This is a genomic window from Micromonospora pisi (assembly GCF_003633685.1).
GTDB lineage: Bacteria > Actinomycetota > Actinomycetes > Mycobacteriales > Micromonosporaceae > Micromonospora_G > Micromonospora_G pisi.
The window spans coordinates 2343046-2356484 of the sequence record NZ_RBKT01000001.1; the positions used below are offsets into that span (position 1 = coordinate 2343046).

The window sequence follows — 13439 nt, forward strand, 5'->3', positions numbered from 1 at the left end:
AGGGGCCCTTCCTTACATCAGGGGTGGGGGTGGGGTGCGGTTACGGGAGGGTCCACTTCTGGTTGGCAGCGGTGGTGATGCAGTCCCAGAGATGGACGTCCTGGCCGTTGGCGGAGCTGTTGTTCGACACGTCCAGGCACTTGGCCGTGGTCGGGTTGCGCAGGGTGCCGTCGGCCTGTGGGACCCAGTTCTGGGCGCCGGTCGCGTTGCGCGTCCAGAGCTGGATCTTGGTGCCGTTGGCGGTGCCGCCACCGTTGATGTCCAGGCACTTGCCCAGCGCCCGCAGCGTCTGGCCCTGCACGGTCCAGGTCTGGCGGGGCGTGCCGGCGCAGGCGTTGATCTGGATCTGGGTGCCGTCGGCGGTGGCCCCGCCGTCGACCTCCAGGCACTTGCCGGCCAGGCCGACGATCGGACCGGTGCCCGTGGGGCCACCGCCGCTGCCGGTGGTGAAGGTGAAGGCGTCCAGGTCGTAGAGGGCCCCGGTGCCGCTACCGGCGAAGGTCAGGTAGAGCGTGGTGGTGCCGGCCGGCGGGTTGGTGATGGTGCCGGTGACGTTGGTGAACGTCTCCCAGCCGCCGGTGACCGGTACGGTCGCCGAGCCGAGCACCGTGCCGGTCGCGGAGCCGGCCCGGACCTGGAGGGTGCCGCCGGCGCCGGCCGAGGAGACCCGGGCGCTGAACGAGGTGGCGTTGGCGAGCCGGTACGGCTCGAACGCGATCCAGTCACCGTTGTTGATGTCGCCGACCGTCCGGCCGCCCTCGGCGGGGGTCTTGGTGAAGGTGTTGATCCCGGACGAGGTCTTGAAGTGCTCGGCCTGCCGGTGCTTGGGCTGGAGGGTGTGCTGGGTGTGCGTGGTCAGCCCGCCGTTGTCGGTGTACTCGGCGTCGAAGATCGGGAAGATGTTCGCCGCGTCGTCGTGCTCACCGTCGGTCGGGATGGTGATGGTGCCGGTGCAGCCGTTGGCCGAGGTGATCTGGTGGCCGTGGGTGTCGTGGCCGAGCACGTACGTCATCTTGACCCGGGAGCAGTCGATCGCCCCGTCCTCCGGGTCGGTCACCGTGATCTGGAACGGGACCGCGTCGCCGAAGGCGACCAGTTGGCCGTTCGCCGGGGCATTGATGGTCACCGTCGGGGCGGTGTTGCCGACGCTGATGATCACGCTCGCGCTGCCGGTGGCGCCGGCCGGGTCCCGTACGGTCAGGGTCGCGGTGTAGGTGCCGTTGGCGGTGTACGTCTTGGTCGGGTTCGCCGCCGTCGAGGTGGTGCCGTCGCCGAACGCCCAGGAGTAGGTCAGCGCGCTTCCCTCGGGGTCGGACGAGCCGGCCGAGGAGAAGGTTACCGCGAGCGGGGCCGCGCCGGAGGTCCGGTTGGCCGAGGCGACCGCGGTCGGGGCCCGGTTGCCGCCGGCGATGTAGTCGAACCGGTAGAGGGCCGAGTTCAGGTCGCCGTTGAAGTAGCCGGTGCCGTAGTCGAGGACGTAGAGCGCGCCGTCGGGGCCGAACGCCATGTCCATGACCTGCTTGCCGACCCAGGGGAAGGTGTCGATCGTGCCGACCGAGCCGTCGGTGTTGACGTGGATCGGCTTGATCCAGCCCCGGCCGAGCTCACCGGCGAAGAACTGTCCCTCGAACGACTGCGGGAACTTGGTGGTGGAGGGGTTCGACGCGTTGTAGCGGTAGACCGGGCCGCCCATCGGCGACTCGGAGCCGCCGCCGAACTCCGGCGGGGTGCCGGCGTCACCGGCGTACCGGATCCAGGCCGGGCGGGCGGCCGGCAGGGTGGTCTGGCCGGTGTTGCGGAACGAGTTGTTGGTCGGGCCGCCGGTGCAGTTGAACTTGGCGTTGCCGGGACCGTCGGGGAAGGTCCACTCGTTGTACGTCTCGCTGGTGGTGTTCGTGCCGGTGCAGTACGGCCAGCCGTAGTTGCCGGGCGAGGTGACGCGGTTGAACTCGACCTGGCCGCTCGGTCCCCGGTTGGCGTTGGTGGAGCCGGCGTCCGGCCCGTAGTCGCCGACGTAGACGTGACCGGTGGTCTTGTCGACGCTCATCCGGAACGGGTTGCGGAAGCCCATCGCGTAGATCTCGGGCCGGGTGTTCGCGGTGCCCGGGGCGAAGAGGTTGCCGGCCGGGATGGAGTACGTCCCGTTCGCGTTCACCTTGATCCGCAGGATCTTGCCGCGGAGGTCGTTGGTGTTGCCGGCGGAGCGCTGGGCGTCGAACACCGGGTTGCGGTTGGTCCGTTCGTCGATCGGCGAGTAGCCGGCCGAGTCGAACGGGTTGGAGTCGTCACCGGTGGAGAGGTAGAGGTTGCCGGCGGCGTCGAAGTCGATGTCGCCACCGACGTGGCAGCACATGCCCCGGTCGGCGGCGACGTCGAGCACGTTGACCTGGCTCGCCATGTTCAGCGTCCAGTTGGCGTTGACGGTGAACCGGGAGAGCCGGTTGACGCCCTGCCAGGCGGTCCAGTTGGTGCCGGTGGGGGGAGCGTCGCCGGACGGGGTGGAAAGCGGCGGGGCGTAGTAGAGGTAGATGAACCGGTTCGTCGCGAAGCCCGGGTCGACGCCGACGCCCTGGAGCCCTTCCTCGTCGTGGGTGTAGACCGGCAGGGTGCCGACCACGGCGGTGGTGCCGTTGGCGTCGGTGCGCCGCAGTGTGCCGTTGCGGGCGGTGTGCAGGACCGAACGGTCGGGCAGGACGGCGATGGTCATCGGCTCGCCGACCTCGGCCTCACCGCGGGCCAGGGTGACCTGCTGGAAGTCGGCCGCGCTGATCGGGTGGGCCTGTGCCGGGGTGGCGGTGGTCGTGGTGGTGGTGACCACGGTGGTGAGGGTCGCGGCGACGAGCAGCAGGGCTGATCCCGCTGTCTGCCATCGCCCGGGTCGGATTCTTACGCTGTCCAATGTGGACATATGAATGCTTCCCTTCCTGAGCAGTTGACTGCCAGGCAGGGCGCGCGCCGTCGCGCCGGATGCCGTAGCCGGTTGAACCCGACCCGGTGGGATGTCACTCCCGCCGGGTGGTGATCTCGCCCGGCACGAGCGCACCGGACGTGGTCACCGGTCGATGGGTTAACCGCGCCGCCGGTTACATCGACGTAACAACTTCGTGTTCGGAGTGACACTAATTTCTATACGTGGATGTGTCCATAGCTTCTGGGTTCCGGAACTGAACTTTTGCTCAATTGAAGAAAAGTCGCCGTCCGGTTGCGCTCAGTGCCGGCGGTCGGTCGCCTCCGCGGCCAGCGCCGCCAACTCCGCCTTCGCCTGCCCCGACACCGGGGCATCCACCAACGCCGCCAGCGCGGCGTCCGTACGGACCCGGATCATCTGCTCGATCCGGTCCAGCGTGCCCGTGCCCAGGATGATCCCACGCAGCTCGGCCGCCCCCTCCGGATCCAGGTCCGGGTTGCCGAACAACTCCTTCAACCGCAGCGCCTGCTCCCGGTCCGCGCTGCCCCGGGCCAACGCCATCATCACCGTCGGCTTGCCCTCCCGCAAATCGTCGAGCACCGACTTGCCGGTCACCGCCGGATCCCCGAACACCCCGAGTACGTCGTCGCGGAGCTGGAACGCGTCCCCGAGCGGGTCACCGAAGGCGGCGAACGCGCTCAGCAACTCCGGCCCGGCACCGGCCAGCGCCGCCCCGATCTGCAACGGCCGGGTCACCGTGTAGCGGGCGCCCTTCATCCGGATCACCGTCAACGCGCTCGCCACCGAGCCGTCCCCCACCCCGGAGACCAGATCCAGGTACTGACCGGCGATCACCTCGGTACGCATGTTCGCGAAGACGCCGTACCCCTGGTGCACCTGGTCGGCGCTGAGCCCGCACTCGTGGAACATCTGGTCCGCCCAGGCCGCGCAGAGGTCGCCGCAGAGCAGGGCGGTGCTGCGCCCGTACGAGGCCGGGTCACCCCGCCAGGACGAACGGGTGTGCAGGTCGGCGAAGAGCCGGTGCACCGACGGCTCGCCCCGGCGCCGGTCGCTGCCGTCCATGATGTCGTCGTGGATCAGCGCGAACGCGTGGAACAGCTCCAACGCCGCCGCCGCCACCACGATCGGGGTGTCGTCCAACCCGCCGGCGCCGCGCCAGCCCCAGTAGCAGAACATCGGCCGCAGCCGCTTCCCACCCGCCAGCACGAACCGGTGCAGGGTGGTGAAAACGCCACGCGGCGCCCCGTCCGGCCAGTCCGGGTCCTGTCGCTCCAGGAACGCCGACAACTGGGCGTCGAACCGCTTCCGCAGTTCGGCCGCGTCGGTCAGCGGCGCCGTCGCGGTCACGACCCCTCCCGCGCGCCGATACCGGCCAGCTCCAACAGCAGCCCCTTGACCTCGGTGGCCGCGACCTTGTCCCGGGCCGCACCCGGGGCGGAGCAGAGCAGTACCGGACCGTCGGCCGGGTCCGTCGGCAACCGGCCGTGTGAGCCGCGTACGGCCCGCGCCCCGGCGTCCAGCCCCACCACGCTCATCAGGTAACGCATGCCGAGCTTCTTGCGCGCCAGCGCCACCCCGGCCCGTCGCTTCGCCGCCCCCGGTGCCTCCGGGTCGAAGAAGAGTTCGGCCGGGTCGTACCCGGGCTTGCGGTGGATCTCCACGAGTCGGGCGAAGTCCGGCGCGAGCGCGTCGTCCAACCAGTAGTAGTACGTGAACCAGGCGTCCGGCTCCGCCACCAGCACCAGCTCACCCGCGCGTTCGTGGTCGAGGCCGTACCGGGCCTTGCCGTCGGCGTCGAGCACCTCGGCCACGCCGGGCAGGGCGGCGCAGAGCTTCGCCACCTCCGCCACGTCGGCCGGGTCCTTCACGTATACGTGCGCGATCTGGTGGTCGGCGACCGCGAACGCCTTCGACGTCCACGGGTCCAGGTATTCCATTCCGTCCTGGGTGTAGACCCGTAGCCACCCCTCACGGCGCAGCAACCGGTTCACGTCCACCGGCCGGGAGACGTCGGTGATGCCGTACTCGGAGAGCACCACCACCGTGGCGTCCCGGGCGCGGGCCGCGTCCAGCAGCGGACCGAGCACCCCGTCCAGCTTCGCCGCGGCGGCGGCCGCCTCCGCCGAGCCCGGCCCGAACCGTTGCAGGTCGTAGTCGAGGTGCGGGACGTAGACCAGGGTCAGGTCCGGGTCGTGGGTGGCCATCACCTGCTGCGCCGCCTGGCAGATCCAGCGCGACGAGGGCAACCCCGCCCCCGGCCCCCAGTACGTGAAGAGCGGGAACCCGCCGAGCTTGCTGGTCAGCTCGTCGTGCAGCTCCGGCGGGTCGGTGTAGCAGTCCGGCTCCTTACGCCCGTCGGCGTAGTAGATCGGCCTCGGGGTGACGGTCCAGTTCACGTCGGCGCCCATCGCGTACCACCAGCAGATGTTCGCCACCGTGTAGTCCGGCTGCTCCTTCCGGGCCGCCTGCCACACCTTCTCCCCGCCCATCAGCGCGTGGTGCTGCCGCCAGAGGAACACCTCACCCAGGTCACGGAAGTACCATCCGTTGCCGACGATGCCGTGCTCGCTCGGCGGGGCGCCGGTGAGGAAGGTGGCCTGCGCGGAGCAGGTGACCGCCGGCAGCACCGTGCCCAGTTCCGCCTCGAACCCGGTTTCGGCCACGGCCCGCAGCCGGGGCATGTGGGCCAGCAGTCGGGGGGTCAGCCCGACCACGTTGATCACAACGAGCGGTGCCATGTTCATCTCTCCTGCCAGAAAAGCGCGGTCATGCCCGCACCGGGGCGGATACCGGGGTCAGGCCGAGGTCGACCAGCTCGTCGCGGGCGAAGGCCAGTTCGGCCGCGATGCCGCCGACGAGTTCGGCGTCCGAGTTCGGCCGCTGGGCCGCGGGCAGGACCCCCCAGGTGTACGTCTCGACGTCGAAGTGGTCACAGCCGGCGCTCCCCCCACCGAGCAGCTCGCGCAGGGCACCGCGCAGCACCGGGGTGGTGGCGCGCAGCGGCGGCTCCGGGTCGGCGTGCAACGGCACGTGGTAGTGCACCCGCCAGGCTCCGGGCAGCTCACCGGCGAGGGCCTCGTCGAGGTCGTCGGTGGCGTGCGCCGGGTCGGCCGGGTCGATCGCCCCGGCGCAACCGCTGCCCCGGGTCTGGTGCAGGAAACGCGGCTCGACGTACCCGCCCAACTGCTCGGCCGCGGCGGCCGGATCGTCCGCCTGGAGCGCGGCCGAAACCTGCACCTTCACCACCGGCAGCCCCGCCTGGCGCAGCCGCTCCAGCGCCTGCGCCGGCTCCTCCCAGGCACAGGCGAGGTGGGCCAGGTCGAGGCAGACCCCGAGCCGGTCGGTGTCCACCCGGGCGAGCTGGGCGGCGGCCTGCGCCGTGCTCTCCACCACGCAGCCGGGTTCCGGCTCGAAGCCGACCCGGACGGCCCGCCCGGTCTGCCAGGCGATCGCGGCCAGTCCGGCGGAGAGCTGTTCCAACGTACGGTCGGCGGCCCCCGCCTGGGCCGGTGTCCACGGCGTACGCCAGGCCAGCGGCAGGGTGGAGATCGAGCCCCGGGCGGCGTCGTCGGGAAGCAGGTCGACCAGCACCCGGGCCAGGTCGAGGGTGTATTCCAGCCGCTCCGGTGCGGTCCAGTCCGGGTGGTAGACGCCGAGCTTCACCACCGGTGCCTGGAACGACCGGTACGGGAACCCGTTGAGCGTCACCACCTCCAGTCCCCGCGCGTCGAGTTCCGTGCGCAGCTTCCGTCGCAGCGTCGGATCGGCGGCGAGTGCGGCGGCCACCGGTGCGGCCAGCCACAGCCCCAGGCCGAGTACGTCGGCGTCGAGCCGGCGTCGGATCGGCTCGGCGAACGTGTCGAGCTGGGCGATCACCCCGGCCAGGTCCTCGGCCGGGTGCACGTTCGTGCAGTAGCTCAGGTGGACGGTCTGCCCGTCCTGGTGGCGGAACCGCATCAGCTACCTCCGCGCAGGATCGAATTCCCCTCGAAGGTCGGCGCCGGCCCGGCCACCGCCCCCTCCAGTTCGGCCAGGTCGAGCCGGCCGGACTGGCCGTAGAACTCGATCGGGTTGCGCCAGAGCACCTGGTCGACGTCGTCGTCGGTGAAGCCGGCGGCGAGCATCGCGTCGCCGGTGACCCGGGTCAGCAGCGGGTCGGACCGGCCCCAGTCGGCGGCCGAGTTGACCAGCATCCGCTCGGTGCCGTACTTGCGCAGGATCTCCACCATCCGGGGCGGCGACATCTTGGTGTCCGGGTAGATGGAGAACCCGGCCCAGCAGCCGGAGTCGCGGACCAGTTCGACGGTGACCTCGTTCAGATGGTCGATCACCACCCGACCGGGCTCGATGCCGGACTCGGCGACCACGGCGATGCTCCGCTCGGTGCCCCGGGCCTTGTCCCGGTGCGGGGTGTGGACCAGCGCCGGCAGGTCGTACGCGACCGCCAGGGCGAGCTGGGCGGCGAACGCCTCGTCCTCCTCCGGGGTGGTCGAGTCGTACCCGATCTCGCCGACCGCGACCACGTTGTCCTTGTCCAGGTAACGCGGCAGCAGGTCGAGCACCTCCCGGCAGCGCGGGTCGTTCGCCTCCTTCGGGTTGAGCGCGATCGTGGCGTAGTGCCGGATGCCGAACTGGCTGGCCCGGAACGGTTCCCAGCCGACCAGCGAGTCGAAGTAGTCGGCGAACGAACCGGCGCTGGTGCGCGGCTGCCCCAGCCAGAACGCCGGCTCGACCAGGGCGCGCACCCCGGCGGCGGCCATCCGCTCGTAGTCGTCGGTGGTGCGCGAGGTCATGTGGATGTGCGGGTCGAAGATGCGCATGTCACGCCTCCTTCGTGGTCGGTACGGGCGACGACGCGGCGGACGGGACCAGGGTGCCGGTCGTCCCCAGCCGGGCCAGCAGGGCGGAGGCGTCGGCCGGGATGGTGCGGCCGGCGGCGCGCCGTTCCTCGTCCAGCCCGGCGAGCATGATCTGCAGTTCGTCGTCGGCCCGCTCGTCGAGCCGGTCCACCACGGTCAGCGGAATCTCCATGAAGACGCACTTGAGCACCGCCTGACGCCAGGTGGCGGCGTCGAGGTGTGCGGCGTACGGGCCGAGCGCGGCGGCGACCAGCCGGGTGTCGTTGGTCCGGATCGCGTCGTGCAGCAGCGGTACGCCGCTGGCGCCGACCGGCAGCCACGGCAGGGCCCGCAGCACGGCCCGCTTCTCCGCCGCGTCGCCGTACCGGTAGAGGGTTTCCACCTGCCCGACCACCCGGTCGGCCGGCAGCATGGTCAGCAGCAGGGCGCGGGCGGCGTCGTCGGCGGTCCAGTCGGGCGCGTCCGGCAGGGGCGCCCGGCCGCAGCGGCGGCCGGCGGCGGCGAAGGGCCGCCCGACCGTGTCCGGGTCGGTCGCGACGCCGCGCAGCGCCTGGTCGAGCCACTCCGGGTCGGGTACGGCCGCCAGTGCGGCCCGTAGTTGGTCCGGTTCCATCACGCCTCCCCTTTCGCGCCGGCCGGGCGTGCCACGGTGGCGGCCACGCTGACCGGCTCGCTGGTGACGGCGGCGGATCCGCCGCCGCCCAAGCTGCCGCCGGCCGATCCGACGTCGCCGCCGGCCGGTGGTGCGGCGGTGCGACCGGTGGCTTCGACCGGCACCCCGGCCTGCCAGGCGGCGGTGTGCAGAAAGTCGACCGAACGGGCCGCGACGGCCGGTGCGGCGTGCGAGTCGCGGGGCAGTTCGACCGCGACCAGTCCGGCGTAACCGACGTCGGCCAGGGCCCGCAGCACCGGCGGGAAATCGATCTCGCCGGTGCCGAACTCCAGGTGCTCGTGCACGTCCCGACGCATGTCGTCGATCTGCACGTTGACCAGGTGGGCGGCGACCTCGACGACACACTCCGGCACCGGCTGCGGTTCCAGGCACCGGCAGTGTCCGATGTCGAGGGTGATGCCGAAGCCGGGCGGTGCGCCGAGGGCGTGCCGCAGCCGCCACCAGGCCGCGATGTCCGGCACCAGCATGCCCGGTTCGGGTTCGAAACCGAGGGTCACCCCGGCCCGGTCGGCGACGTCGACCACCTCGGCGCAGCCGGCGACGAGCCGGTCCCAGGCACTGGTCTCGTCCAGCTCGGCCGGGCGTACCCCGGCCCAGAACGACACCGCTTCGGCGCCCAGGTCCGCCCCGATCGACACGGCCCGGCGGAGGAACTCGATCCGCAGCGCCGGATCGTCGTCGAGCAGCGTCGGGGCGTGCTTGCGCCACGGGTCGAGCAGGTAACGGGCTCCGGTCTCGATGACCAGTCCCAGGTCCAGTTCGGCGAGGCGGTTGCCGAGCGCGGCCACCCGTACCGCCAGGCCGGGCGCGAACGGGTCGAGGTGGTCGTGGTCGAGGGTGAGCGCCACCCCCTGGTAGCCCAGGTCGGCGATGACCCGCAGGGCGTCGTCGAGCCGGTGGTTGGCGAAGCCGTTGGTGCCGTAACCGAACCGCAGGCCGCCGCTCATGTCGGGGACAGCTTCCGGGCCAGGCGCCGCCCGAGCGGTGCCGCCGCGGCGACCGCGAGACCGAGCAGACCGGCACCGGTCCGGGCGACCAGTGCGCCCTGCAACGCCGGCAGGCCGGTGATGCCCGCCCCGACGGCGGCCCGGACCTGGGGCGCGGACGGATCGTTGGCGACCCGTACCTGGGCGGTGCCGTACTGGCTGACGTACCAGGCGGTCAGGGCGGCGGGGACCCAGGCCCGCCAACCGCCGCGGCGGGGACCGGCGACCGCGGCGGCGGCCACCGCCGCGGTGCCGGCCAGGGTCACCCGGGGCAGGGTACGGTCGGCGCCGCTGACCTCACGGCGGGACAGTTCGGTCACCGTGTACGTGTGCGCGGCCACGGTCACCGCCGCCGGCACCGCCCGCAGTGGTCGGCCACCGCTCGCGCCGAGCAGCACGTCGAGCCCCCGGCAGGCGGCCATCACGGCGGGACCGGCGGCGGTGTTCTTCGCCGCCACGTCGTACGCCCAGATCGCGCCGGCCAGCGGCACCGCCACGGCGAGCGCCCGCCGGCCACCGGCGAGTCCGGCGACGGCCAGGCCGGCGGCGGTCAGCCCGGCGGAGACACCGAGCGCGGTGCCCGGGGTGATCCGGCCGCTCGGAATCGGACGCTCCGGCCGCTCGACCGCGTCGAGCCGGCGGTCGGCCCAGTCGTTGGCGGCCATTCCGGCCCAGTAGAACAGGACCGAGGCGCCGGCGAGCGCCGGCACCTTCCGGTCCAGCACCCCGGCGGCGGCGGCACCGGCCACCACGTCGCCGGGAACGGAGAGCGCGGCTGGGGCCCGGACCAGTTCCGCGAGGTCAGCCAGGGAGGGCATGTCGGCGCACCTCAGCCCTGTTCCACGGGCGGCGGGACCGCCGCGCCGAACGCGTCGGCGTCGAGTTGGCGGACGAAGGCGCAGAGGGTGGCCCACTGTTCCGGCAGTGAATGCGGTCCGGTGCCGAGCGGGTCCTTGAAGAAGAAGGCCAGCTCACCGAGGGGGCCGCTACGCCCGGTGCGGTGCGCGGTCGCGGTCAGCCGGGCCAGGTCCAGCACCAGCGGTGCGGCCAGCGCGGAGTCGCAGCCGTGCCAGGTGAATTCCATCCGCATCGCGGTGCCGAGGAATCCGGAGAAGGTGATCAGGTCCCAGGCGGTCTTGAAGTCGCCGATGTCGTCGACGTACTCGATTCGGGTGTTGCCCTGCGGCACGTAACCGAGGGTCTCGCCGAGCACCCGCTGCTTGCTGGCCGCCTTGGCGGCGTTGGCTGCGGGTTCGGCCAGGTTGGCGCCGTCGCCGCCGCCGAGCAGGTTCACCCCGGACCAGGTACGCACCTTCAGGTTGCGCAGCGCGAACATCGGTGCGAGCACCGACTTGACCAGGGTCTCCCCGGTCTTGCCGTCGTGCCCGGCGTACGGCACCCGCTCCCGTTGCGCGAGTTCCGCCAGGGCGGGCAGCCGGGCTCCGGTCGACGGGGTGAAGTCCACGAAGGAGCATCCGGCGGTGAACGCGGCGTACGCGTACGCGGAGCTCGGTGGCAGCACCGTCGCCCCGGTGGTGAGCGCCTGTTCGAGCGCGGCCAGGTCGGTGTGGCCGGGGTGTGGTGCCGGGGCCGGTTCGGTGGCGGAGACGTTCACCACCACCACCCGGTCGAGCCGGTGCCGGTGCCGGAAGCTGGTGAGGTCGGCGACGAGCGCGGCGATGACGTCGGCCTGCCGCGCGGCGGCGGGTACCGGACGGATCTCGTCCTCGACCGAGGCCAGTTCGTCCGGGAGGGCGGTCACCAACCGGGCCGGCAGGACGCCGGCGGCGGCGAGCGCCTCCGCTTTCTTGACAATGGGGGTGGGTGCGATGTCGTGACCGCCGAAGACCAGGTCGGCGTAGCCGGGCAGGGCCGGGCTGCGCAGCGCGGGTAGTTCGGTGACGCAGCCGGTCGGCTCGACGAGCCCGGCTCGTAGGGCGAGAGCCCCGACCACGCTGGTGACGGCGACTGAGCCGCGTGCGCCCACCAGCCAGATTCCCGTACGCATGTTGTGCTCCTTCCTCGCGCGGGGAACTGCGCGGCGACACCTGCCGGGGGTTGACAGATGCGCCGGTATCAATACTGGCGTGCTGGAAAGTCAACGGCGTGGTGGAAGAGCACCCCGCCCGCCCGACCTGCGCGGATGGCGTTCCACGAACAGCGCCGGAGTCGGCGGCAACGGCGTTGTTCGCGAAACCCGGCAGGTACGGGCGGACGGGGCTGGCAGGCAAGGTCGGTCGGCGTCGCGACCTTGCCTCCCCCGCGTCGTGCCGGCTGGTACGGCGGCGGTACCGCAGCGCCGCGCCAGCCGGAGTCCTTCCCTGATGTAGTTGTCGTCGGATGCGGTCCGGGACGGGGGCCCCGGGCCGTACCCCGGGCTACGGCGTAGCCCACGGGAATGTCGTCCGGTTTCGTCTGCGGGCCCCGGGGGTCGGGGCCGGTGGGGGTGGCGGTCCCGAGGGGGTCGGGACCGGTGGGGCTGAAGGCGTCCGGTACGACCGGGGAATCCCGGTCCGGCCGTACCGGACGACCGCGTTACCGTCGTACGCCCTTCGCGGTCCGGCTGGACTCGCGGTGCGTACGCCCTCCGGGTCGACCCTGCTCCGGTCGCGGGGCGCAACCGCGACCGGACCCTCGCTGGTCGATCCGGAAAGCCGCTCGGGTGGGGGTGTTGGCACGCACCCCCACGGTTGGAGATGGGTTGGGAACCGTGGGGCGGACCTACCGGTGCGCCGGGCGGCTCGGCCGGTCGGTGCCGCGGTTTTGCCGGGTCAGGCGGCGACCGTGACGAGCGTGGGCTCGACCTCGGTCCACGACGAGCCCAGCTCCGCCGAGCGCACCACCGCGTCCAGCACGAGCTGGACCTGGAGGGCGTCGGCGAACGACGGGGTGGGGTCGGTCCCGGTGGCGATCGCCTCCAGGAAGTCACGCATCTCGTGCGTGAACGAGTGCTCGTAGCCGATGATGTGTCCCGGCGGCCACCATGCGGACATGTACGGGTGGTCGCCCTCGGTGACCAGGATGCGGTTGAAGCCCTGTCCGGCCGTGGGGCCGGTGGCTTCGTAGAACTCCAGCTCGTTGAGGCGTTCGAGGTCGAACACCACCGAGCCGAGCGAGCCGTTGATCTCGACCCGCAGCGCGTTCTTGCGCCCGGTCGCGAAGCGGCTCGCCTCGTACGTGGCGATGGCGCCGCCGTCGAGCCGCGCCACGAAGACGGCGGCGTCGTCGACGGTGACCTCACCGGTGGCGACCGCTTCGACGGAGCCGTTGCCGGTGGAGGCGGCGAGTCCGCTGGACTCCGCCGGCAACGGGCGCTCCTTGATGAACGTCTCGGTGATGGCGCTGACCCCGGTGATCCGTTGTCCGGTCACGTACTGGGTCAGATCGATGATGTGCGCACCGATGTCGCCGAGCGCACCGGAACCCGCCCTGTCCCGCTGCAACCGCCAGACCAGCGGGAACTGCGGGTCGACGATCCAGTCCTGGAGGTAGACCGCACGCACCTGCCGGATCACGCCGAGCCGGCCCGATTCGACCAGCTGACGCATGAGGGTGACCGCGGGGACCCGGCGGTAGTTGAACCCGCACATGGACCGCACTCCGACCGCCTGTGCCTTGGCCGCAGCGGCGACCATGGCCCGAGCCTCCTCGACGGAGTTGGCCAGTGGCTTTTCGCACAGTACGTGCTTGCCCGCCGCCAACGCCGCGATGGTGATCTCGGCGTGGCTGTCGCCCGGGGTGCAGACGTCGACCACGTCGATGTCGTCCCGGTTGATCAGGTCACGCCAGTCGGTGGTGTGCCCGTCCCAGCCGAGCCGATTGGCGGCCGTGGCCACCTTCGACTCGTCCCGGCCGCAGATCAGGGCCATCCGGGCTCGTGTCGGCAGGTCGAATACGCGGTTCACGGTGCGCCACGCCTGTGAGTGCGCGGCGCCCATGAACGCGTAGCCGACCATGCCGACCCGCAGCTCGCTTTCTACAGTGGACAAGGT

At 71.9% G+C, this 13439-nt stretch carries 10 protein-coding genes; all 10 read right to left on the reverse strand.

What is annotated here, in order from left to right; genetic code table 11:
- Window positions 1-40: 40 nt before the first annotated feature.
- Window positions 41-2899, reverse strand: coding sequence for a PQQ-dependent sugar dehydrogenase (locus BDK92_RS09360; protein ID WP_425462218.1), 2859 nt, complete (start codon window positions 2897-2899; stop codon window positions 41-43).
- Window positions 2900-3208: 309 nt separating this feature from the next.
- On the reverse strand, window positions 3209-4276 hold the full coding sequence (locus BDK92_RS09365) for a polyprenyl synthetase family protein (protein WP_121156358.1): 1068 nt from the start codon (window positions 4274-4276) through the stop codon (window positions 3209-3211).
- Entirely contained in the window at window positions 4273-5667 is a 1395-nt protein-coding gene (locus BDK92_RS09370) for an alkaline phosphatase family protein (RefSeq protein WP_121161868.1), read from the reverse strand. Before BDK92_RS09370 ends, BDK92_RS09365 begins: the two co-directional genes overlap by 4 nt.
- A 28-nt stretch (window positions 5668-5695) precedes the next feature.
- On the reverse strand, window positions 5696-6886 hold the full coding sequence (gene eboE, locus BDK92_RS09375; RefSeq protein ID WP_121156359.1) for a metabolite traffic protein EboE: 1191 nt from the start codon (window positions 6884-6886) through the stop codon (window positions 5696-5698).
- The gene (locus BDK92_RS09380; RefSeq protein ID WP_121156360.1) at window positions 6886-7749 is read right to left on the reverse strand and encodes a TatD family hydrolase; all 864 of its coding nucleotides are present in this window, start codon (window positions 7747-7749) and stop codon (window positions 6886-6888) included. Before BDK92_RS09380 ends, eboE begins: the two co-directional genes overlap by 1 nt.
- Window position 7750: 1 nt before the next feature.
- Window positions 7751-8401: an EboA domain-containing protein gene (locus BDK92_RS09385; protein WP_121156361.1), complete on the reverse strand. Its 651-nt coding sequence runs from the start codon at window positions 8399-8401 to the stop codon at window positions 7751-7753.
- The gene (locus tag BDK92_RS09390; RefSeq protein ID WP_121156362.1) at window positions 8401-9408 is read right to left on the reverse strand and encodes a sugar phosphate isomerase/epimerase family protein; all 1008 of its coding nucleotides are present in this window, start codon (window positions 9406-9408) and stop codon (window positions 8401-8403) included. The genes BDK92_RS09385 and BDK92_RS09390 overlap by 1 nt, the downstream gene beginning before the upstream one ends.
- Window positions 9405-10265 (reverse strand): SCO3242 family prenyltransferase, encoded by an 861-nt coding sequence (locus BDK92_RS09395; protein WP_121156363.1) that lies wholly within the window; start codon window positions 10263-10265, stop codon window positions 9405-9407. The genes BDK92_RS09390 and BDK92_RS09395 overlap by 4 nt, the downstream gene beginning before the upstream one ends.
- Before the next feature lie 11 nt (window positions 10266-10276).
- Complete coding sequence (locus tag BDK92_RS09400) at window positions 10277-11455, reverse strand: inositol-3-phosphate synthase (RefSeq protein ID WP_121156364.1); 1179 nt, start codon at window positions 11453-11455, stop codon at window positions 10277-10279.
- A 763-nt stretch (window positions 11456-12218) separates the two neighbouring features.
- Window positions 12219-13403, reverse strand: coding sequence for a Gfo/Idh/MocA family protein (locus BDK92_RS09405; RefSeq protein ID WP_425462299.1), 1185 nt, complete (start codon window positions 13401-13403; stop codon window positions 12219-12221).
- Window positions 13404-13439 lie beyond the last annotated feature (36 nt).

Coding starts and splice junctions, on each gene's coding strand:
- BDK92_RS09370 (WP_121161868.1), bottom strand. CDS start 5,667: ATGGCACCGCTCGTTGTGATCAACGTGGTCGGGCTGACCCCCCGACTG.
- BDK92_RS09380 (WP_121156360.1), bottom strand. CDS start 7,749: ATGCGCATCTTCGACCCGCACATCCACATGACCTCGCGCACCACCGAC.
- eboE (WP_121156359.1), bottom strand. CDS start 6,886: ATGCGGTTCCGCCACCAGGACGGGCAGACCGTCCACCTGAGCTACTGC.
- BDK92_RS09405 (WP_425462299.1), bottom strand. CDS start 13,403: ATGGTCGGCTACGCGTTCATGGGCGCCGCGCACTCACAGGCGTGGCGC.
- BDK92_RS09390 (WP_121156362.1), bottom strand. CDS start 9,408: ATGAGCGGCGGCCTGCGGTTCGGTTACGGCACCAACGGCTTCGCCAAC.
- BDK92_RS09400 (WP_121156364.1), bottom strand. CDS start 11,455: ATGCGTACGGGAATCTGGCTGGTGGGCGCACGCGGCTCAGTCGCCGTC.
- BDK92_RS09385 (WP_121156361.1), bottom strand. CDS start 8,401: ATGGAACCGGACCAACTACGGGCCGCACTGGCGGCCGTACCCGACCCG.
- BDK92_RS09395 (WP_121156363.1), bottom strand. CDS start 10,265: ATGCCCTCCCTGGCTGACCTCGCGGAACTGGTCCGGGCCCCAGCCGCG.